Annotated in this window: 9 protein-coding genes; 7 read left to right on the top strand and 2 right to left on the bottom strand. The window is 72.7% G+C overall.

The window, feature by feature from the left end; genetic code table 11:
• The 3 genes from ACYVLT_RS04630 to ACYVLT_RS04620 are packed head-to-tail and all read left to right on the top strand — an operon-like array spanning position 1 to position 2,833.
• Positions 1–852: a hypothetical protein gene (locus ACYVLT_RS04630; RefSeq protein ID WP_461118833.1), complete on the top strand. Its 852-nt coding sequence runs from the start codon at positions 1–3 to the stop codon at positions 850–852.
• Complete coding sequence (locus tag ACYVLT_RS04625; RefSeq protein ID WP_461118832.1) at positions 849–1,649, top strand: DUF2786 domain-containing protein; 801 nt, start codon at positions 849–851, stop codon at positions 1,647–1,649. Before ACYVLT_RS04630 ends, ACYVLT_RS04625 begins: the two co-directional genes overlap by 4 nt.
• Positions 1,646–2,833: an acyl-CoA dehydrogenase family protein gene (locus ACYVLT_RS04620; protein WP_461118831.1), complete on the top strand. Its 1,188-nt coding sequence runs from the start codon at positions 1,646–1,648 to the stop codon at positions 2,831–2,833. Before ACYVLT_RS04625 ends, ACYVLT_RS04620 begins: the two co-directional genes overlap by 4 nt.
• On the opposite strand, the gene ACYVLT_RS04615 is transcribed toward ACYVLT_RS04620, so the two are convergent.
• The gene (locus ACYVLT_RS04615) at positions 2,775–3,347 is read right to left on the bottom strand and encodes a P-loop NTPase family protein (RefSeq protein WP_461118830.1); all 573 of its coding nucleotides are present in this window, start codon (positions 3,345–3,347) and stop codon (positions 2,775–2,777) included. The two genes, ACYVLT_RS04620 and ACYVLT_RS04615, sit on opposite strands and share 59 nt — an antisense overlap.
• Before the next feature lie 186 nt (positions 3,348–3,533).
• A complete protein-coding gene (locus ACYVLT_RS04610; protein WP_461118829.1) occupies positions 3,534–5,126 on the bottom strand; it encodes a tryptophan halogenase family protein in 1,593 nt (530 codons plus the stop codon).
• Positions 5,127–5,387: 261 nt separating this feature from the next.
• Here ACYVLT_RS04610 and sbnB point away from each other — a divergent pair, with 261 nt between their 5' ends.
• The 4 genes from sbnB to ACYVLT_RS04590 are packed head-to-tail and all read left to right on the top strand — an operon-like array spanning position 5,388 to position 23,154.
• On the top strand, positions 5,388–6,410 hold the full coding sequence (gene sbnB / locus ACYVLT_RS04605) for a 2,3-diaminopropionate biosynthesis protein SbnB (protein ID WP_461118828.1): 1,023 nt from the start codon (positions 5,388–5,390) through the stop codon (positions 6,408–6,410).
• A 36-nt stretch (positions 6,411–6,446) separates the two neighbouring features.
• Positions 6,447–7,448, top strand: coding sequence for a 2,3-diaminopropionate biosynthesis protein SbnA (gene sbnA, locus ACYVLT_RS04600; RefSeq protein ID WP_461118827.1), 1,002 nt, complete (start codon positions 6,447–6,449; stop codon positions 7,446–7,448).
• A complete protein-coding gene (locus ACYVLT_RS04595) occupies positions 7,445–22,342 on the top strand; it encodes a non-ribosomal peptide synthetase (protein WP_461118826.1) in 14,898 nt (4,965 codons plus the stop codon). The genes sbnA and ACYVLT_RS04595 overlap by 4 nt, the downstream gene beginning before the upstream one ends.
• A complete protein-coding gene (locus tag ACYVLT_RS04590) occupies positions 22,339–23,154 on the top strand; it encodes an ABC transporter permease (protein ID WP_461118825.1) in 816 nt (271 codons plus the stop codon). Before ACYVLT_RS04595 ends, ACYVLT_RS04590 begins: the two co-directional genes overlap by 4 nt.
• Positions 23,155–23,158: the final 4 nt, after the last annotated feature.

Here is a 23,158-nt window from a genome sequence, read left to right as displayed (position 1 = left end):
GTGTACCGGACCACGGCGCCGACCCTGTCGGGGCGGACCTCGGCCGGGGGCGCGTCGTCCCGGCCGGGCACGCGGACGTTGGGCGTGGCGCGGGTCGTGCGGACCCGGGCCACCCCCGACCGCGTGCTCGACGACGAGTTCTCCTCGCGCCACTTCGCCGACCTCACCTCCGGGTTCGGCGTCGCGGTGCGGCCGGACCTGCTCGCCTCGCCGGGCACCACGTTCACCGCGCTGACGCGGTCGCTGCACCACGCGTTGGAGCCCCTGGGGCCGGTGGAGCTGGCGATCGTGGCCCACGCGACGCCCGACCTGGACTGCCGGCTGGCCGCGGCGACGTACCTGGCCGAGGCCGTGCCCGGCCGACCGCTGTCGTTCTCGCTGTCCGACGTCGGCCGGTGCGCGCCGTTCGCGGCGTTGCGGATCGCGTCCGACTACGCGGTGCGGCACGGCTACACGCGTGCGCTGGTGGTGATCGCCGACCAGGCCACGCTGCCGTACGAGGTGGACGACCGGCCGGCCGGCGACGCCGGGGTGGCGTTGCTGCTGGAGCCGGGTGGCGCGCCGGTGTCGGTGGTGCACACGCCCGGTGTGTCGACCGCCGACCTGCCCGGTGCGATCACCGCCGGGCTGGCGTCGCTGGTCGGCGAGGACGAGCGGGTGGCGGTGGTCGCGGGCGCCGGGATCGACCCGGAGCTGGTGCGGCACGGCGGCACCGTGCGGTCCGCGCCGGCCGGGTACCCGTGCACCGCGCTGTGGGAGGGGCTGGCCGAGTCGCTGGGCCGGGTGGTGCTCGTGGAGCACGACGCGGCGACCGGTGACCTGGGGATCGCTGTGGTGGGGGAGGCCCGGTGACCACGTCGGTGCGGTTGGGTGCGGACCAGCTGTCGCGCTGCCACCTGGCGGCGCGGGAGGAGGGGTTGGCGCCCGCGTTGACGGTGCTGGGCTCGCTCGTGCTGCCCGGTGTGCTGCCGAGCGGCCCGGGTGGGCACGCGGTCGTGCCGCAGGAGGTCGCGGCGTCGGCGAACCGGGTGTGGCTGGACGGTGTCGTGGTGGACCGGTCGTTGCTCGACGAGTCCACTGTGGATACGATCGAGCTGCCCGGTGGCGCGGTCGTGCTGCTGCGGGGGTTGGGTACACGATCGGGTGAAGTCGGCCGGGAAATGTACGGAAACACCGTTCCCGTACCTCGGTTGAGAGAAGCGGACCCCGAAACCAGCCCCGGCACGTCCGACCAGCGCTCCGCCTGGGCCCTGGGCCTGGTGTGGCTGCGGCTCGGGCTGTCGGAGGCGTTGCGCGAGACGTGCATGCGCTACCTGAACGGCAGGCGCACCGGCTCCACCACCCTGCTCCAGCAGCAGATGGTGAAGGCGACCGTGGCCGACGGGCTGATCGAGCACCTGGAGGTGCGCGCGGTGCTGACCGGCGTGGACGCCGGTGGGCTGCCGGGCGTGATCCTGGCCCACCTGCACGCCCGGATCACCGCGGCCGACCGGTGGCTGGTGAACCTGCTCGGCGCGAGCGGCTACCTGGTCGGCGGGCCGGGACAGGTGGCGCACGTGTCGGAGCTGGTGGCCGAGGCGTACGTGACGGCCCAGGGCGCCGACGCCGTCGACGGCGTCGACGCGCGGCCCGAGGGCGTCGAGCCGTGAGCGGGCTGGAGGGGCGGCTGGTCGCGCTGCGGGACCAGGTGCGCGAGTGGGGCGCGGACTTCCGCCGCCTCGGCCTCGCCCTGGACCGCGACCCCGAGCTGATCCGCGCCCACTTCGACCTGCCCGCGGTGCGGTACCTGTCGACGATGGGCATCCCGCCGGAGTACGGGAACGTGCCCATCCCCATCGGGGGCAACCGGTTCTACGGCACGCTCGCGCTGGAACGCGCGATCATCATGGAGGAGCTGGCCTGCGCCGACGTCGGCATGCTGGTCGCCTCGCCGGGCCCGCTGCTGGCCGGGGTCCTGGTCGACCTGCTCGCCGACCGCGAGCAGAAGGAGTGGTTCTACGGGCGGATGCTCGCCGAGCCGCTGTGGACGTTCTTCGCCCTCACCGAACCCGACCGCGGGTCCGACGCGGGCGGCCTGACCTCGACGTTGACCCCGGTCGACGGCGGCGCGGTGCTGGCGGGCGAGAAGCGGTACGTCGGCAACGCGTGCCGGGCGCAGCTCGGGGTCGTGTTCGCGCGCGTCGGCTCCGGACCGCTGGGCATCAACGCGGTACTGGTGGAGACGCCCGCGCCCGGGTTCTCGGCGACCGCGCTGCCGAGCATCGGCCTGCGCGGCGCGCGGATCAGCGCGATCACGCTGGACGACGTGCACGTGCCCGCGTCCCGGTTCGTCGGACGGCACCTCTCGCCGTCACGGCGCGGCATGTGGGCGTTCGTGCAGACGTTCAACCTGCTCCGACCGGGTGTCGCGGCCATCGCGCTGGGCATCGCGCGAGCCGCCCACGAGTACGTGGTCGAGCACCGCACCACGTTGCGGCGCGACGAACGCGACCGGCTGGACGAGCTGGGCCGGCGGATCACCGCGGCACGCGCCCTCGTGCACCTGGCCGCCCGCGCGGTCGACGCCCGCACGTCCGACGGCTACCTGGCGTCCGCCGCCAAGGCGCGCGCGTCCCAGCTCGCCCTCGACGCCACCCGCGCGGCCTGCGAGTTCTTCGGCGTCGGCGCCCGCTTCGACCACCCGCAGCTGGACAAGCTGGTGCGTGACGCGCGCGGCCTGGAGTTCATCGAGGGCACGTCGAACATGCAGAAGCTGAACCTGTTCCAGGGCCTGTTCACCGGGAAGCTGGACCGGGACGACCCGTTCCGGGTGGGCGTCGGCTCACCGCGCTGAACCCCGCGAGCCACCGCCCCACCCCGGCGGCGGACCGCAGTCGCACCCACGGCACCCCGGCGCGCGCCAGGCGGTCCGGGTACTCGGCGAGGTGCCGGCGCCGGGCGCGCACCGCCCACGCCACCACCGAGTCGCGACCGATGAGGGCGTCGAGCCCTTCCCGGTTGCCGTTCCACAGCACGGTCCGGCGCACGATCCGGGCCGTGCTGCGGCGCACCAGGCGCGGCGCGACCACCCACAGCGGCAGGTCCAGCCACACGATCAGGTCCGCCCGGTGCCACAGCACCGCCGCGGTCCGGTCGACGTAGTTGCCGTCGACCACCCACGCGGGCCCCTCGGTGGCCGCCGCGAGCCGCGCCCGGAACTCGTCCACCGGCGGCGGGGTCCAGTCGGGGCCGTGCTGGATCGCGTCCAGCTCGACGTGCGGGCCGTCGACCACGCGGGCCAGCTCACGTGCCAAGGTCGACTTGCCCGCCCCGCTCACCCCGAGGACGACGATGCGGCGTGGGGTCATGCGAAGGCCTCCTGCGGATCCGGACCGGACCTTGCAGATCTACCAGCTCCCCGACCCGTCGGCCAACGGTTTCCCGCGCACGCGACGGACGGCACGCGACGGCACGCATCCCGGCCCGCGCACGGCGACGAGCCCACCGGGTCGGGGGACCGGTGGGCTCGTCTTCTTCCCGGGGGGAGGGAAGTCCTACTTGCCGTGCAGCTGCTTGAGGTACTCGTACGTGGTGGGCAGCGTGCTCATCAGTTCCTTCTGCGTCTGCTTGATCTGCGCGAACACCGCCTCGGCCGAGTCGAGCACCTCGGGCCGCGCGGCCAGCGCCGGCAGGGTGTGGTCGGGCAGGTACTCCAGCCCGGCGAAGATGCAGTAGTAGTTGGAGTTGTTCCAGAAGTTGCGGAACTCCGCCTCGAAGTTCGCGTAGTAGGTCGACTCGTCGGTGATCGGCATGTTGACCGCGAGACCGGCCTTGTACATGCGGACCTTCTCCTTGAAGTCGTCCGCCAGCTCCAGGTCCTTGCACGCCTGCCAGAACGGCGTGTCGTTGCGGGGCGCGAAGCTGAAGTGGCCCTGCACGAAGTCCCGGGAGTCGTCGAACATCGTCTCGATCTCCGCGTTGAAGCGGTCCTGCAGGATCGAGTCGAAGTTCTTGTCCGGGAAGTGCTTGGCCAGCTGGAACAGCGCGGCGTAGATGAAGTAGATGCCGGTCGACTCCAGCGGCTCCAGGAAGCACGACGCCAGGCCGATCGACACCACGTTCTTGACCCACGCCCGGCGGTTGCGGCCGACGCGGAACTTCACCTGGTTCAGCGGGGTGTTCTCGGGGTCGAGGCCCCACATGTTGCAGAACTCCAGCGTGGCGTCGTCACGCGACTGGAACCGGCTGGAGAAGACGTAACCGCTGCCGAAGCGGCCCAGCATCGGGATCTTCCACGTCCAGCCCGAGGACATGGCGATCGCGCCGGTGTAGGGCTCGACGCCGTCGGCCGCGTCGTCGTGGGGGACCTGGGCGGCGACCGCGCTGTCGTTGAGCAGGTGGTCGCTCATGTCCAGGAACGGCTCCTTCATGGCCTGGTTGATGAGCAGGCCGCGGAAGCCGGAGCAGTCGATGAACAGGTCGCCCTCGAGGACGCGCCCGGTCTCGGTCTTCAGCGCGGAGACGTGGCCGCGCTGGTCGATCACGGCCTCGACCATCTTGTCCTGGACGTGGATCGCGCCCTGCTTGGTGGTCGCGAAGCGGCGCAGGAAGTCGGCGACCAGGTTCGCGTCGAAGTGCCACGCGTAGTTGGTCCACTTGGTGCCGTCCATGAACCGCGGCGACAGGTTCTGGTCCATGATCGGGGGCTCGCGGTAGCAGGCGTAGTCGAACGGCTCGTCGGTCTGGCCGGTGAGCTTCTTGTGCGCCCAGTAGTGCGACAGCGGCTGGTTCTCGTGGTTGGGCAGCAGGCCGAACAGGTGGTAGTAGTGGTCGGTCGTGCCCTGGTACGGGCGACCGTTCGCCTCACCCACGCCCGGCGTGCGCCAGTTGGTGAACTTGATGCCCATCTTGAAGCTGGCGTTGCACTCCCGCATCCAGTCCTCCTCGGCGATGCCGAGGAAGTCGAAGAAAGTCTTGTGCAGGTTCGGCACGGTGGCCTCGCCGACGCCGATCTTGGGGATGGCGGGCGCTTCCAGCACGGTGATGGTCACGGCCGGCCCGAGCGCCTTGCCGAGGTACGACGCGGCCATCCAGCCCGCGGTGCCGCCACCGAGCACCACGACCTTCTTGATCCTACGATCTTCCATCGAGGTTTGTCCTCCCGTCATGATCACGACAAAAGCCGTCGGAACCGACGTTCGTCGCAGTGCTGCCGGTGTTCGAAGGGCGAGTGCCCGAGATTCCCGTGTCGGGACAACCTGAACCCAAATAGCTATGGAAGTTCTATATCGGCTGCCGTCAGTGGCGTGTCAGCGGCTTGTCAGCCGTGTTCGCCAACATGTGGTGGTGACCGCTGCCCCGCCGGGTCGGCGCTGGTCCTCGGGCCTGAACGAGAAAGGGGCGGTAACGTGGCACCTGCCTTCGCGGTGATTTCCGGCGCTCAGGTGAACCAGGTATTGCGAGGGCGGGAGAAGCACGTTCTCGAACTCATCGAGGCCGCCTACCGATGGCACGGTGAAGGTGACACGGTCAATCCGCCGTCCTATTTCCTGCGGTTCCCCGAAGACCCCTCGTCGCGGATCATCGCGTTGCCCGCGTCCATCGGCGGCGACATCGGCGTGCACGGGATGAAGTGGATCTCCAGCTTCCCCGCGAACGTGGCCGCGGGCCTGCCGCGCGCGTCCGCCGTGCTGATCCTCAACGACCGCGAGACCGGCTACCCGATCGCCTGCCTGGAGAGCTCCATCGTCAGCGCGGTGCGCACCGCCGCGTCGGCCGCCCTGGCCGCCGACTGGCTCAGCCGCGACCGCGACCGGCCGACCAGGGTCGGGTTCGTCGGCACCGGCCTGATCGCCCGCTACATCCACACCTACCTGACCGCCACCGGGTGGAGCTTCGACGAGGTCGGCGTGCACGACCTGAGCGCCGACTCCGCCAACGGCTTCCGCGAGTACGCGCAGGGCGCCGGCGACGGTGTGGTGAGGATCCACGACAGCGCGGAGAGCCTGATCCGGTCCAGCGACCTGGTGGTGTTCGCGACCGTCGCGGGCACGCCCCACGTCACCGACCCGACGTGGTTCGCCCACAACCCGCTCGTGCTGCACGTGTCGCTGCGCGACCTGTCACCCGAGGTGATCCTCGCCTCCACCAACCTGGTGGACGACGTCGAGCACTGCCTGAAGGCCAACACCTCGCCGCACCTGGCCGAACAGCTCACCGGCAACCGCGAGTTCCTGTCCGGCACCTTGTACGACGTCATGACCGGCGCGGTGACGCCACCGGCGGACCGGCCGCTGGTGTTCTCCCCGTTCGGCCTCGGCGTGCTGGACCTGGCGGTCGGCAAGCACGTCTACGACGAGGTGTCGCGGGCGGGCGAGCTGGCCGTGGTCCCGGACTTCTTCTTCGACCTCGACCGCTACGGCAAGCGCTGAGCCGCCTGACCGTGCACCTCGCCTAGGAGTCGGCGCATGCCAGTGATATCGACGCCCCAGGAGTTCAACGTGGACGACCTCTACGTGGACCTCCGGCGGCTCTCGGGCCACCCGCTGTACCTCAAGTGCGAAGGCTTCAACTTCGCCGGGTCCATCAAGCTGAAGGCCGCCAACGAGATGGTGTCCGCCGCCGTGCGCGCCGGCACCCTGCGCGAGGGCACCACGCTGGTGGAGAGCTCGTCGGGCAACCTCGGGGTGGCGCTGGCCATGGTGGCGGCGAGCCGCGGCTACCGGTTCCTGTGCGTCACCGACGCGCGCTGCAACCTCGCCACCAGGCAGCTGATGGAGGCCTTGGGCGCGCAGGTGCACATCATCACCGAGCCCGACCCGGAGACCGGGTACCTGGGCGCCCGCATCCGCCACGTGCAGCAGCTGTGCGAGAACGACAACCACGTGTGGCTCAACCAGTACGCCAACCCGGCGAACTGGATGGCGCACTACCAGAGCACCGGCCCGGAGATCCTCAAGAGCTTCCCCGAGGTCGACGTGGTGTTCATCGGCGCGGGCAGCACCGGCACGTTGATGGGCTGCGCCCGGTACTTCAAGGAGAACAAGCCGTCGGTGCGGATCGTCGCGGTCGACTCGGTCGGCTCCGTCACCTTCGGCACGCCCGCCCAGCCGCGGATGCTGCCGGGCCTGGGCACCAGCGTCCGCCCGCCGCTGCTGGACGAGTCCTTCGTGGACGAGGTGCTGCACGTGGCCGAGCGGGACACGGTCCGGGCCTGCCGGACCCTGCTGCGGCAGGGGTTCCTGTTCGGCGGCTCGACCGGCACGGTGCTGTCCGGCGCGACCGACTGGCTCACGCGCAACCGGCCCGGCGGCGACATGACCGCGGTCGCGATCGCGCCCGACCTCGGCGACCGCTACCTGGACACCGTCTACCACGACCAGTGGATCGCGGACATCTACGGCGCGGACCTGCTCGGCGACCAGGTCGCCGCGGCCGATCCCGCGACGCTTGCGAGGAGAATGCCATGACCGAAGCGGTGAACCTGCCCCTCTCCGCCGGACAGGCCGAGATCTGGTTCGACGAGAAGCTCAACGGGCGGGGCGTCGCTTACAACTCGGCGGGCTACCTCGACATCCGGGGCCCGCTCGACGTGCCCGCCCTGATCGCCGCCGCACGGGGGATGGTCGACGAGGCCGAGTGCACCCGCACCCGGTACGTCACCGTCGACGCGGACGGCAACCCGACGGAGGCGGAGGGCTCGCCGCGGCAGGTCGTGACACCGCTGCCGGAGCTGCCGCTGACCGAGCTGGCGCTGACCGCCGACGAGGCGGCCGACTGGATGCGCGCCGACCTGGCCACGCCGTTCTCGCTGGACGAGTTCCCGCTGTTCCGGCTCGCCGTGATCAAGGTGGCCGAGGACCGGCACTTCTTCTACATGCGCATCCACCACCTGCTGTGCGACGGGTACAGCCAGGTGGTGTTCTGGCGTCGGCTGGCCGAGCTGTACGCCGGGGTGGAGGGCACGCCGATCCCGCCGTTGAGCGCGCTGCTGGACGGTGAGCGGGCGTACGAGCAGTCCGCGGCGGCGGTGAAGGACAAGGACTTCTGGGCGGGCGCGTTCGACGAGGCGCCGGACCTGGTGAGCCTGTCCACCCGCACGGTGTCCGGGCCCGAGGTGCGGGGTTTCCTGCGCCGCACCGACGTGCTGTCGAAGGACACCGCGGAGGCGTTGCGCGAGCTGGCGAGCCGGTCGGCGTCCACGTGGCCCGCGGTCGTGCTGTCCGCGGTGGCCGTCTACACCCAGCGGCTGACCGGTGTCGGTGACGTGCTGCTCACCCTGCCCGCGACCGCCCGGATGGGCGCGACGATGCGCGCGGTGCCCGGGATGGTGGCGAACTACCTGCCGCTGCGGGTGCCGGTCCGCCCCGGCGAGACCCGGTCGGACCTGCTGCGGCGCACGTCGCGCGAGCTGGCCAAGGCGCTCAAGCACCAGCGGTACCGGGTGAGCCGGATCCGCCGCGGCATGGGCCTGGCCGGTGACGACCGGCGGCCGTTCGGCCCGTTCGTGAACATCCTGCCGCAGCAGACGACGTTCGCGCTGGGCGACTGCGAGGTCGAGGTCAACAACCTGTCGACCGGCCTCATCGAAGACCTGATGCTCACCGTGGTGGACGCGCCCGACGGCGGGCTGGAGGTCCACCTCAACGGCAACCCCGAGCTGTACACCGACGAGGAGGCGCGGGAGCACCTGGCCCGCTTCACCGCGTTCCTGGACCGGTTCGCCCGCGCCGACGACGACGAGCCGTTGGCACGCCTGGACGTGCTGGACCCGGCCGAGCGCTCGGCGTGGCTCGCCGCGACGACCGGCGCGACCCGGCGGGACCCGTTCACCGACGTGGTCGAGCAGGTGCGCGCGTTCGCCGAGCAGCGCCCGCACGCCGTCGCGGTGGTCGAGGACGACTTCGACGTCACCTACGCGTCGCTGGTCGCCCGGGCGAGCGCGTTGTCCCGCAAGCTGGTCGGCGCCGACCTGGTCGGCGTGCTCGCCGCGCCCGGCGCCGGGTTCGTCTCGGCGGTGCTCGGCGCGTGGGGCGCCGGCGCGGCCTACGTGCCGCTGGACACGCGCGCTCCCGCCGTGCGCACGGCGGAACTGGTGCGCGACAACGGGATCGGGCTGCTCGTGGTCGACCCCGCGCACCGCGCGTTGGCGCGCGAGCTCGGCGTCGAGACCGTCGTGCTGGACGGCACGGAGGACACCGACCTCGCGCCGGTGCTCGGCGGCCCGGACGACCTGGCGTACGTGATCTTCACCTCCGGCTCGACCGGCAAGCCCAAGGGCGCGATGGTGCACCGGCGCGGCATGGTGAACCACCTGCTGGCCAAGGTCGAGGACCTGGGCCTGACCGACCGCGACAGCGTGGTGCAGAACGCGCCGCTGACGTTCGACATCTCGGTGTGGCAGATGCTCGCCCCGCTGGTCGCGGGCGGCCGGGTGCGGGTGGTCGGCCGGGAGACCGCGGCCGACCCGGATCAGCTGTTCGGCCTGGTCGCCGACGAGCGGATCAGCGTGCTGGAGCTCGTGCCGTCGCTGCTGCGGGCCGCGCTGGACTCGTGGGACGTGGTCGAGGCGCGGCCCAAGCTGCCGTCGCTGCGGCACCTGGTGGTGACCGGCGAGGCGTTGCCGCCGGACCTGTGCCTGCGCTGGTTCGCCCGCTTCCCGACCGTGCCGGTGGTCAACGCCTACGGGCCGACCGAGTGCTCGGACGACGTCACGCACGCGTTCGTCACGGTCGAGGACGCGGCGGGCACCACCCGCGTGCCGATCGGCCGCGCGGTCCGCAACACCAGCCTGTACGTGCTGGGTGACGACCTGAGCCCGGTGCCCACCGGCGTGCCCGGTGAGCTGTACGTCGGCGGCGTCGGCGTCGGCCGCGGCTACCTCGGCGACCCGCGGCGCACCGCCGCGACGTTCATGGCCGACCCGTTCTCCGGTGGTCGGATGTACCGCACCGGTGACCGGGTGGTGCGCCGCGAGGACGGCCAGCTGGAGTTCCTGGAGCGCCGCGACCACCAGGTGAAGGTGCGCGGCCACCGGATCGAGCTCGGCGAGATCGAGACCACCCTGCGCGGCCTGTCCGGCATCGCCGACGCCGCCGTGCGGGTGGTCCCCGACGCGTCCGGCGGCAAGCGGCTGGTCGGGTACGTGGTCGCCGTCGACGGCCGCACGCTCGGCGACCTGCGCGCCCGGCTCGGCGAGGTGCTGCCGGAGTACCTGGTGCCGTCGGCGTTCGTGGAGCTGCCGAGGATGCCGCTGACCGCGCACGGCAAGGTGGACCGCAAGGCCCTGCCGGCACCCGACCTCACCGCCGGCGCCTCCCGCGCCCCGCGCACCCCGCGTGAACGGGTGCTGTGCGAGGTCGTCGGCGAGGTGCTGGGCCTGCGCGACGTCGGCGTGGACGACGACTTCTTCACCCTGGGCGGCGACAGCATCAGCTCCATCCAGGTGGTCAGCCGGGCACGCCGGGCCGGGGTCGTGTTCACCTCGCGTGACGTGCTCAAGCACCGCACGCCCGCCGCGATCGCCGCGATGGCCTCCCACGCGCACGGCCCGGCGGTCGCCGCGGACGACGGCGTCGGCGAGATCGAGCTGACGCCCATCGCGCACCAGCTGCGGGAGGACCTCTCCCAGCTCGACGACATCACCCGCCAGTACAGCCAGTACGTCGTGCTGCACGTGCCGACCGGCCTGGACGCGGTGAAGCTGGCGGGTGCGGTGCAGACCGTGATCGACCACCACGACGCGTTGCGCGCCAAGCTCTCCGTGCCCCTGCCCGGCCTGTGGGGCATGGAGGTCCTCCCGGTCGGCGCGATCCGGGCCACCAAGCTCGTCCGCCGCGCGCAGGTCGCCGAGTCCGACGACCTGGACGCGGCGGTGACCGGGGAGGTCGCCCGCGCCCGTGCCGCGCTCGCGCCCGAGGAGGGCCGCGTGGTCCAGGCCGTGCTGGTCGACTCCGGTGTCGAGGCGCGGCTGGTGCTCGTGATCCACCACCTCGTGGTGGACGGCGTCACGTGGCGGATCGTGGTGCCCGACCTGGTCGACGCGATGGCCGGCACGCCGTTGCAGCCCGTCGGCACCTCCTACCGGCGGTGGTCGAAGGTGCTCGCCGAGCACGCCCGCGCCGGCGCCCGGGTCACCGAGCTGCCGCTGTGGCTGGGCCAGCTCCAACGCGGCGACGTCCCGTTGGGCAGCCGCCCGCTCGACCCCTCCCGCGACACCTACGGCACCGCGCGGTCGATGCGGCTCGTGCTGCCCACCGAGCAGACGGCGGCCCTGCTGACCACGGTGCCCGCGGTGTTCCACGCCGAGATCAACGACGTGCTGCTGGCCGGTCTCGCGGTCGCGGTCGCCGACTGGCGGCGCAAGCGGCTCGGCACGGCCGACTCGGCGGTGCTGGTCGAGGTCGAGGGCCACGGCCGCGAGCAGGTCGTCGACGAGCTCGACCTGTCCCGCACGGCGGGCTGGTTCACCAGCGTCTTCCCGCTGCGCCTCGACCCCGGTCGGGCCGCCGGCTCCGCCGAGGGGACGGACCTGGACCGCGCCGACCTGTGGGCGGGCGGCGCGAGCGCGGGCACGGCCATCAAGCGGGTCAAGGAGCAGTTGCGCGCGCTGCCCGACCACGGCATCGGCTTCGGCCTGCTGCGCTACCTCAACCCGCAGACCGTCGGCGCGCTGGCCCGGTTCGCCACGCCGCAGATCGGGTTCAACTACCTCGGCCGCTTCGCCGCGGGCGAGCACGGCGAGTGGTCGCTGGACGCGGGCACGGCCATCGGCACGGGCGTCCACCCGGACATGCCGCTGAGGCACACCCTCGCGGTCACCCCGGTCACCGAGGACGGCCCGCACGGGCCCAACCTGGTCGCCGACTGGCTGTGGGCCGACGAACTGCTGACCGAGACCGACGTCGAGGACATCGCCCGCACGTGGTTCCGCGCGCTGGAGACGTTCGTCGAGCACGCCGCGCTGCCCGGCGCGGGCGGGCACAGCCCGTCCGACTTCGACCTGGTCGACCTGACCGAGCGGGAGATCGCCGACATCGAGCGCGAGACCGGCTCGGTGCTGGACGTGCTGCCGCTGTCGCCGTTGCAGAAGGGCCTGCTGTTCCAGGCCGAGTTCGACCGCGACGGCGCGGACGTCTACACCCTCCAGGTCGTCGTGGACGTCGAGGGCGCGCTGGACGTCGAGGCGTTCCGCGCCGCGGCCGAGGCGCTGCTGCGCAGGCACCCGAACCTGCGCGCCTCGTTCCACTCCCGCCCGTCCGGCGACGCGGTGCAGGTCGTCCCGGTGGCCGCGGCCCTGCCGTGGGAGGAGGTCGACCTCACCGGCATGGACCCCGACGACGCGGCGCGCGAGCTGGCGCGGCTGACCGACGCCGACTGGGTGCGCCGGTTCGACATGGCCGACCCGCCCCTGCTGCGGTTCACCGCGGTCCGGCTGGGCGACGGGAGGTTCCGGCTGATCTGGGCCGTGCACCACATCCTGGTGGACGGCTGGTCGATGCCGATCTTCGCCCGCGAGCTGTTCACCCTCACGGCCAACGGCGCGGACCTGTCCGCGCTGCCGCCGGCCGCACCCTCGCGCGGCTACCTGGAGTGGCTGGCCCGCCAGGACGAGGAGGCCGCCCGCGAGGCGTGGCGGACCGCGCTGGCGGGCGTCGACGAGGCGACCCGGATCGGTCCCGCCGACCGGGCGCGCGTCACCGAACCGCCCGCGTCGCTGGTGGTGGACCTGCCGGAGGACTTCACCCGCAAGCTGTCGAGCTGGGCCCGGGCCCGCGGCCTGACGCTGAACACCGTCATGCAGGGCGCGTGGGCGATCCTGCTCGGCCGCCTCACCGGGCGGCACGACGTGGTGTTCGGCGCGGTCCACTCGGGTCGTCCGGTCGACCTGCCGGGCATGGAGTCCATGGTCGGCCTGTTCCTCAACACCCTGCCGGTGCGGGTGCGGCTCGACCCGGCCACGTCGGTGTCCGACCTGCTGGCCCGCGTGCAGGACGAGCAGTTCGACCTGGCGCCGCACCACTTCCTCGGCCTGGCCGAGGTGCAGCAGCTGACCGGCGTGGGCGAGCTGTTCGACACGGTGGTCAGCTTCCACAACTACCCGATGGACACCGACGGCCTGTCCGGGATCATCCCCGGCGTCCGGCTGACCGGCGCCGAGGGCCGGCTGGTCGCCGAGTACCCGTTCGCGCTCTCGGTGTACCCGGGCCGGGAGGTGCGGCTGCTCGCCCAGTACCGCGCCGACATCTTCGGCGAGGACCACATCCGGTCCCTGGTGGACCGCTTCACGCGCCTGCTGCACACCCTGGTCAAGGAACCCGACACCCGGGTCGGGCAGGTCGACCTGCTGTCCGCCGACGAACGCGCCCACATCCTGCACGAGTGGGGCGGCACGATCGCGCCCGTCCCGGACGCCGTGGTCACCGACCTGTTCGAGGCACGCGCGTCCGCCGCACCCGACTCGACCGCGGCCGTCTTCCGCGGCGCCCGCCTCACCTACGCCGAGCTGAACGCCCGCGCGAACCGGCTCGCCCGGATGCTCGTCGCGCGGGGCGTCGGACCGGAGGGCGTGGTCGCGCTGGCCATGCCGCGCTCGCTGGAGATGCTGGTCGCCGTGCTGGGCGTGCTCAAGGCGGGCGCGGCCTACCTGCCCATCGACGCCAAGTACCCGGCCGACCGGGTCGACTACCTGATCACCGACGCCACGCCGAGCGTGCTGCTGTCCACCGCGGACGTCGCCGTCACGCTGGACGTGGACGTCGAGGTGGTCGCCATCGACGCGGTCGACCTCGACGCCTTCGCCGCCGCGGACCTCACCGACGACGACCGCGTCGCGCCGTTGCGGCCGCACCACCCGGCCTACGTCATCCACACCTCCGGCTCCACCGGCAAGCCCAAGGGCGTGGTGGTCGACCACGCGGGGTTCGTCGCGATGGTGCTGAGCCTGATCGACAAGTTCGGGGTCACGCCGGACACGCGGGTGCTCCAGTTCGCCTCGTACAGCTTCGACGCCACGGTGTGGGAGATGGGCCTGGCGCTGTGCGGCGGCGGCACGGTCGTGGTCGCGGGCGACGACGCGCGCGGACCCGGCCAGGCGCTGATCGACCTGATCAACGACAACGGGGTGAACCTGGCCGCGCTGCCGCCGGTGGTGGCGGGCGGCATGCCCGAGGGCACGGTGCTGCCCGCCGACCTGACCATGGTCGTGGCCGGTGAGGCGTGCCCGCCGGAGGTGGTGGCCCGCTGGTCGGTCACCCACCGCATGTTCAACGGGTACGGGCCGACCGAGTCGGTGCTGGCCGCGACGGTCGGTGGACCGCTCTCGCCGGGCGGGCGCCCGCCGATCGGCAGGCCCACCGCCGCGCACCGCGTGTACGTGCTGGACTCGCTGCTCCAGCCCGTGCCGGTGGGCGTCACGGGTGAGCTGTACGTCAGCGGCGGCCTGGCCCGCGGCTACCTCAACCGGCCCGGCCTGACCGCGGAGCGGTTCGTCGCCGACCCGTTCGGTGGCCCGGGCGACCGCATGTACCGCACCGGCGACCTGGTGAAGTGGCACCCGGACGGTCAGCTGGACTACCTGGGCCGCGCCGACGACCAGGTGCAGCTGCGCGGGTTCCGGATCGAGCTGGGCGAGATCGAGTCGGCGCTCCTCAAGCACGACGAAGTGAACCTCGCCGTGGCTGTCGTGCGCGAGGACGACGAAGGCGATCGGAAGTTGGTGGCCTACATCGTCACCGACGAGGGCAAGGCGGTCCCGGCCGGTCTGCGCGAGCAGCTGGTCGAGGCGCTGCCCGAGTACATGGTGCCGTCGGCGATCGTGGTGCTGGACGAGCTGCCGCTGACCACCCAGGGCAAGCTGGACCGCAAGGCGCTGCCGGCGCCGGACTTCGCCGGCCAGGCCCGCGGCCGCGGCCCGCGCAACCCGGTCGAGGAGATCCTGTGCGGGGTCTTCGCGGACGTGCTGCAACTGCCGCAGGTGGGCATCGACGACGACTTCTTCGCCCTGGGCGGGCACTCCCTGCTGGCCACGAAGGTGATCAGCCGAGCGCGTGCCGCCCTGGGTGTCGAGCTGCCGATCCGGGCGTTGTTCGAGGCCCGCACGGTCGCGGGGGTGGCCGAGCAGGTCGGCGGCGCGTCCGACGCCCGCCCACCGCTGCGCCCCTTCGCCCGCGACGAGCGGATCCCGCTGTCGTTCGCGCAGCGCAGGCTGTGGTTCCTGGACGAGTTCGAGGACGGCGCGACCGGCACCTACAACGTGCCGATGGCCGTGCGGCTGTCCGGCGACCTGGACGTGCCCGCGTTGCGCGGCGCGCTGCGCGACCTCGTGCAGCGGCACGAGATCCTGCGCTCGGTGTTCCCCGACGTCGAGGGCACGCCCTACCAGCGCGTGGTCGACGTGCCCGCCGACTACCCCGAGCTGCCGCTGACCCGGCTGCCCGAGGCGGAGCTGTCCGACGTGCTCACCGCCGAGGCCGACCGCGGCTTCGACCTGGCCACCGAGCCGGTGATGCGGGCACGGCTGTTCGGCGTCGCCCCGTCGGAGCACGTGCTGCTGCTGGTGTTCCACCACATCGCGTTCGACGGCTGGTCGATCGCGCCGCTGGTCAAGGACCTGGCCACGGCCTACCGCGCCCGGGTGGCGGGCACCCGGCCCGACTGGTCGCCGCTGGCCGTGCAGTACGCGGACTACGCGCTGTGGCAGCGGGAACTGCTCGGCGACGAGCACGACACCGAGAGCCTGCTGTCGCGCCAGCTCGCCTACTGGACCCGAGCGCTGGCGGGCGTGCCCGAGGAACTGGAGCTGCCCACCGACTTCGCCCGGCCCGCCGTGAGCAACTACGACGGCGACGAGCTGCGATTCGAGGTGGACGCCGAGCTGTACCACCGGGTGGTCGCGCTGGCCCGTGAGGCGGGCGCGAGCGTGTTCATGGTGTTCCAGGCCGCGCTGTCGGCGTTGCTGACCAAGCTCGGCGCGGGCACCGACATCCCGCTGGGCACGCCCACCGCCGGCCGCACGGACGACGAGCTCGGCGAGCTGATCGGCTTCTTCGTCAACACGCTGGTGCTGCGCACCGACACCGGCGGCGACCCGACGTTCGCCGAGCTGCTGCACCGGGTCCGCGACACGAACCTGGCCGCCTACCAGCACCAGGACGTGCCGTTCGAGCACCTGGTGGACAAGCTCAACCCGGAGCGGTCGCTGAACAAGCAGCCGCTGTTCCAGGTCATGCTCGCGCTGAACAGCAGCGACGACATCCCGCTGCACCTGCCGGGCCTGTCCGGTCGGGTGGAGCCGGTGCGGTCGCAGCGGGCGAAGTTCGACTTCACCGTGCTGCTGGAGGAGCGCTACGCCGAGGGCGTGCCGACCGGGATGCACGGCGTGCTGGAGTACAGCACCGAGCTGTTCACCGAGGCCTCGGCGCGCAGGCTGGCCGAACGCCTGGTCGCGTTCCTGCGCACGGTCGTGACCGACCCGGCCGCGCCGCTGAGCCGGTTCGACGTGCTCGACGAGGCCGAGCGGGCGCACGTGCTGGCCGCCGGCACCGGTCCGGTCCGACCCCAGCCGTACGAGGGCGTGGTCGAACGCGTCCGCGCGCTGGCGCTGGAGCGGCCCGACGCGGTGGCGGTCGTGGACGACCGCGGCAGCGCCACCTACGCCGAACTGGTCGGGCTCGCCAGTGCGTTCTCCCGGCGGGTCGGCGACGGGCTGACCGCCGTGCTGGCCGCACCCGGCGTCGGGTTCGTCACCGCGGTGCTCGGCGTGCTCGGCGCGGGCGGCGGGTACGTGCCGCTGGACGTGCAGGCCCCGGTGGCCCGCATCGCCGCGCTGCTGGCCGACAGCGGCGCACGGCGGCTCGCGGTGGACGAGGAGCACCTGGAGCTGGCCCGGGAAGTCGCCGGTGACGTGGAGGTCGTCGTGCTCGACGGCGCGGTGGACGCCGAGCCGGCCCCCGCCCTCGGCGAGCCCGACGACCTCGCGTACGTGATCTTCACCTCCGGCTCGACGGGCAAGCCCAAGGGCGCGATGGTGCACCGCCGGGGCATGGTGAACCACCTGTGGTGCAAGGTGGACGACCTCGAAGTGTCCTCTTCGGACAAGATCGTGCACAACGCGCCGGTCACGTTCGACATCTCGGTGTGGCAGATGCTGACCGCGCTGGTGGTGGGCGGGCAGGTGCGGGTCACCGGCCGCGACACGGCCGTCGACCCGAACGCGTTGTTCGCCACCGTCCCGGACGAGGGCGTGACCATCCTGGAAGTCGTCCCGTCGCTGCTGCGCGCCGCGCTGGACGCCTGGGACATCACCGAGGAGACGCCCGCGCTGTCCGGCCTGCGGTGGCTGGTGGTCACGGGCGAGGCGTTGCCGCCGGACCTGTGCCACCGCTGGTTCGCCCGCTACCCGGACATCCCGCTGGTCAACGCCTACGGCCCGACCGAGTGCTCCGACGACGTCACGCACGCGGTCATCCGGTACGGCGACCCGCTGGGCGGCGCGCGCGTGCCGATCGGCCGCCCGGTCCGCAACACGCGGCTGTACGTGCTGGGCGACGACCTGCGCCCGGTGCCCGCCGGTGTGGCCGGTGAGCTGTACGTGGGCGGCATCGGCGTCGGCCGTGGCTACCTCGGCGACCGCGCCAAGACCGCGGTGACGTTCCTCGGCGACCCGTACGGGGAGCCCGGAACCCGCATGTACCGCACGGGCGACCGGGTGGTGCTGCGGCCGGACGGCCAGTTGGAGTTCCTGGAGCGCCGCGACCACCAGGTCAAGATCCGCGGCCACCGCATCGAGCTGGGCGAGGTCGAGGCCGCGTTGCGCGCGGTGCCCGAGGTCGGCGACGCGGCCGTGGCGGTCGGCGGCGACCAGGGCGGCCACAAGCGGCTCGTCGGGTACGTGGTGGCCGCGCCCGGGTCGGTGCTGGACGTGGCGGCGGTGCGGGAGGCGTTGGCCGGATCGCTGCCCGACTACATGGTCCCGGCCGCGATGGTGGTGCTCGACGCGCTGCCGTTGACGCCCAACGGGAAGGTGGACCGCAAGGCGCTGCCCGAGCCGGACCCGGCCGCGAGCGCCAGGGGCCGCGGGCCGCGCACACCGGTCGAGGAGATCCTGTGCGGCGTGTTCGGCGAGGTGCTCGGCACCACCGAGGTCGGCGTGGAGGACGACTTCTTCGAGCTGGGCGGCCACTCGCTGCTCGCCACCAGGGTCGTCAGCCGGGTCCGCACGGTGCTGGACGTGGAGCTGCCGGTGCGGGCGCTGTTCGAGGCGCGCACGGTCGCCGGGCTGGCCAGGCTGGTCGTCGGCGCGGACCAGGCCCGGCCCGCGCTGCGCCCGGTCGAGCGCTCCGGCGACGAGGGCCTGCCGCTGTCGTTCGCGCAACGCCGGCTGTGGTTCCTCAACCAGCTGGAGGAGGGCTCCACCGGCACGTACAACATCCCGCTCGCGGTGCGGCTGGCCGGCGCCCTGGACGTGGCCGCGCTGGCCGAGGCCGTGGACGACGTGGTGGCGCGCAACGAGATCCTGCGGACCGTCTTCCCCGACGTGGACGGCGTGCCGTACCAGCGGGTGCTGCCCGCCCGGCCCGGCGTGCTGCGGACCGGCCGCACGGACGACATCGCGGCCACCCTTGCCGAAGAGGTCGACCGCGGTTTCGACCTCGGCGTGGAACCCGCGTTGCGCGCCCGGCTCTACGAGGTGGGCGAGCAGGAGCACGTGCTCCTGCTGGTGTTCCACCACATCGCGTTCGACGGCTGGTCGACCGCGCCGCTGGCCCGCGACCTCGCCACCGCCTACGCGGCCCGCCGCACGGGCAAGGCGCCGTCCTGGCGGCCGCTGCCCGCGCAGTACGCGGACTACGCGGTGTGGCAGCGGGAGTGGCTCGGCGACGAGCACGACCCGAAGAGCGTGCTGGCCGAGCAGCTGGCCTACTGGACGCGGGCGTTGGCCGACCTGCCCGAGGAGCTGGACCTGCCGACGGACTTCCCCCGGCCGGCGGTCAGCGACCACGAGGGCGACGTGCGCCAGTTCGCCGTGTCGCCCGAGCTGCACGCGGGGCTGCTGGCGCTGTCCCGCGAGACCGGCGCCAGCGTGTTCATGCTCATGCAGGCCGCGGTGTCGGTGCTGCTGACCAAGCTGGGCGCGGGCACCGACATCCCGCTGGGCAGCCCCATCGCGGGCCGCACCGACGAGGCGTTGCACGACATGGTCGGCTTCTTCGTCAACACGCTGGTGCTGCGCACCGACACCAGCGGCGACCCGACGTTCCGCGAGCTGGTGCGCCGGGTCCGGGAGACCGACCTGGCCGCCTACGCCCACCAGGACCTGCCGTTCGAGTACCTGGTGGAGGCGCTGAACCCGACCCGGTCGCTGGCCCGCCACCCGCTGTTCCAGGTGATGCTGGCGTTCCAGAACGACGACGACGCCACCGAGGCGCTGCCCGGCGTGCACGCGGCCGTGGAGCCGATGAAGGCCGAGCGGTCCAAGTTCGACCTGACCTTCGACCTGGTGGAGCGGCAGCTCGACGGCGTGCCCGCGGGCATGGACGGCGTGCTCGCCTACCGCACGGACCTGTTCCGCCGCACCACCGTGGACGCCATCGCGCAGCGGTTGATCCGGGTGCTCGCCGCCGTGGTGGCCGACCCCGACCGGCCGCTGAGCGACGTGGACGTGCTCAGCCCGGCCGAGCGGCACAAGATCCTGGTCGAGTGGAACGACACCGCGCGCAAGCTGGACCGGGCGCTGGTGCCGGACGTGGTCGCCAACCGGACCAGGCAGATCCCCGGCGTCACCGCGATGGTCGGCGGGGACGGCGAGCTGACCTACCGGCAGCTGGGCGCGCGGTCCAACCGGCTGGCGCGTGAGCTGATCCGGCGCGGCGCCGGCCCGGAGAGGATCGTCGCCATCGCCGTGCCCCGGTCGAGCGACCTGGTGGTGGCGGCGCTGGCGGTGCTCAAGTCCGGCGCCGCGTTCCTGCCGGTCGACCCGGACCACCCGGTCGACCGGATCCGGCTCACCCTGGCCGACGCCTCGCCCATCCTGGTCGTCACGACCTCGGGCACGGACCTGCCCGACGACGGCACGCCGAGGCTGGACCTCGACGCGCCCGAGGTGGGCCGGCTGCTGCGCGGTCGCGGCGGCGCGGCGGAGCTGACCGACCGGGACCGGCTCGCGCCGCTGCGGCCCGAGCACCCCGCCTACGTGATCTACACGTCCGGTTCCACCGGCAAGCCGAAGGGCGTGGTGGTGCCGCACCGGGCGCTGCGCAACCTGATCGCGGACATGCGGCTGCGCCTGGCGATGAGCCGGGACGACCGGCTGCTCGCGGTGACCACGTTCGGCTTCGACATCTCCATCCTGGAGATCTTCGTGCCGCTGGTCTCCGGCGCGACGCTGATCGTGGCCGACCGCGAGGTGGTGCGCGACCCGCACGCGCTCGGCGCGGCCGTGGTCGACACCCGCACGACCGTCATGCAGGCCACGCCGAGCCTGTGGCAGGCGTTGGTCGAGGCCGACCCGTCGGCGCTGCGCCGGCTGCGCGTGGTGCTCACCGGCGGCGAGGCGTTGAGCGAGTCGCTGGCCAACTCGCTGCGCGAGCACGCGCACGACGTGCGCAACATGTACGGGCCGACCGAGACCACTATCTGGTCCACGGTGGCCGAGGTGGACGGCGGCAAGCCGACCATCGGCAAGCCCATCGCCAACACCAAGGTGTACGTGCTCGACCACGCGCTGCGGCCGGTGCCGGTCGGCGTGCCGGGCGAGCTGTACATCGGCGGCGAGGGCCTGGCGCGCGGCTACCTCGGGCGCACCGCGCTGACCGCGGACCGGTTCCCGGCCGACCCGTTCGCCGGGCCGGGGGAGCGGATGTACCGCACCGGCGACGTGGTCCGGTGGGACGCCGAGGGCGAGATCGAGTTCCTGGGCCGCCGCGACCACCAGGTCAAGGTGCGCGGGTTCCGGATCGAGCTCGGCGAGGTGGAGGCGGCGCTGCGGGCCGTGCCGCAGATCGCGGACGCGGTCGTGGTGGCCGCGAACGGCAGGCTGGTCGGGTACGTGGTGCCGGTCGCGGGCGCCGAGGTGCCGGAGCCCGCCGCGGTGCGGCGGCGGATCGGCGAGTCGCTGCCGGACTACATGATCCCGTCCGCGCTCGTCACGCTGGAGCGGTTCCCGCTGAACACCAACGGGAAGGTGGACCGGGCGGCCCTGCCGGCGCCGGACTTCGCCGACCGCACCCCCTCGCGCGAACCGGCCACGGCGGCGGAGAGGCTGCTGTGCGACGTGTTCGCCGACGTGCTCGGCGTGCCGTCGGTGCGGGTGGAGGACGACTTCTTCGAGCTGGGCGGCCACTCGCTGCTGGCCACCGGCGTGGTCAGCCGGGCGCGCAAGGCCGGGCTGCGGTTCACCATCGCGGACGTCTTCGTGCACAAGACCGCGGCCGGGCTCGCGGCGATCGCCGAGGAGCAGGACGTGCCCTCGGCGGGCGCCTCGGCGGTGGCCCGGGTGTTCGACGAGGTGCGCGCGCTGGACTGCGGCGACGACACGCTCGACCCGTTCGCGATCGTGCTGCCGATCCGGCCGACCGGGTCGAGGCCGCCGCTGTTCGTGCTGCACAGCGGGTTGGGGTCGAGCCTGCCCTACGTCGGCCTGGCCCGGTCGCTGGACCCGGAGGTGCCGATCTACGGCATCCAGTCGCCCAGCGTCGGCCACCTCGCGCCGTTGCCCGAGTCGATCGAGGCGGTGGCGCAGGAGTACATCGGCCACCTGAAGTCCGTCCAGCCCGAGGGGCCCTACCACCTGCTCGGCTGGTCGTTCGGCGGCGTGCTGGCGCACGAGCTGGCCGTGCGGCTGCAAGCACAGGGCGACGAGGTGGCGCTGGTGGCCGACCTCGACGGTTACCCGCACCGACCCGGTACCGAGGACGAGGAACTCGGCCACGACGAGTTGCTGCTCCGCGTCATGGAGCAGATCGGGCACGACCGGCGCGAGTTCGCCGGCCGCGAGCTGAAGCCCGGTGACGTGGTCGAGGTGCTGCGCCGCGACCGGCACCCGCTGGCCGAGCTGGGCGAGCAGCGGCTGTTGGCCATGCTCGCCGTGGTGCGCAACCACGGCCGGATCATGGAGCGCTTCACGCCGTCGACCCTGCACGGCGACCTGGTGCTGTTCTCCGCGACCGCCGACCGGTCCGAGGCCGAGATCACCGAACTGGCCGATGCCTGGCAGTCCCACGTGGACGGACAGGTCCGCGTGCACCGCATCCCGTGCGGGCACGAGTACATGATGCACCCCGAACCGCAGGCGCTGATCGGCGCGGCGATCGCGGACGAGCTCCGCCGGGTGCAGGGCAACCACTCCGGGGAGGCACGACCGTGACCACGTTGGACATCCCGCCGTCGGCGGCACCGCCGCTGGCGTCCGTGACCGAGGTGCTGGCCATCGCGGGCCGGCGGTTGCGGCGGCTGCGCCGCAACCCCGGCCGGCTCGTCGGCATCACGCTCAACCCGCTGATCACCATGGTCGCGCTGGGCTACCTGTTCTCCAGCGCCATCCAGATCCCGGGCAGCACCAACTACATCGAGTTCATCTTCGCCGGTGTGGTGATGCAGGGCGCCCTGGCCGCCGTCGGCCCGACCGCGATCGCGGTGGCGCTGGACGTGCAGGGCGGCCTGGTCGACCGGTTCCGGTCGTTGCCGATCTCGCGGTCGGCCGTGCTCATCGGGCACGTCATCGCCGACCTGCTGATCAGCCTGATCGGGCTGGTGATCGTGGTCGCGTTCGGCCTGCTGTTCGGCTGGCGGCCGCACAACGGGATCCTGCCGACGCTGGCGGGGTTCGGCTTGGTCGCGGTGTTCATCTTCACCGTGCTCTGGGTCGGCGTGCTGCTGGGCATGGCGATGAGCAACCTGGAGACCATCGAGTCGGTCGGCGGCCTGGTGGCGGTGGTGTTCTCGTTCCTGTCCACCGGTTTCCTGTCGGTGGACAAGCTGCCCGGCTGGATCCAGCCGATCGCCCAGTGGAACCCGGTCAGCTCGGTGATCAGCGCCTGCCGGGAGTTGTGGGGCAACGCCTCGCCGACCGGAACCGGGTTCCCGGCCGAGAACCCCAGCCTGGTGATCCTCGTGTCGCTCGGGTTGCTGTTCCTGGTCACGTCCGTGCTGAGCGTCCGCCGCTACCGCAACGCCTGAAGGG

The sequence above is a fragment of the Saccharothrix stipae genome (assembly GCF_054781895.1).
This window is presented reverse-complemented; position numbering and strand designations above follow the sequence as displayed.

Coding starts and splice junctions, on each gene's coding strand:
- sbnA (WP_461118827.1), top strand. CDS start 6,447: ATGCCAGTGATATCGACGCCCCAGGAGTTCAACGTGGACGACCTCTAC.
- ACYVLT_RS04595 (WP_461118826.1), top strand. CDS start 7,445: ATGACCGAAGCGGTGAACCTGCCCCTCTCCGCCGGACAGGCCGAGATC.
- ACYVLT_RS04615 (WP_461118830.1), bottom strand. CDS start 3,347: ATGACCCCACGCCGCATCGTCGTCCTCGGGGTGAGCGGGGCGGGCAAG.
- ACYVLT_RS04610 (WP_461118829.1), bottom strand. CDS start 5,126: ATGGAAGATCGTAGGATCAAGAAGGTCGTGGTGCTCGGTGGCGGCACC.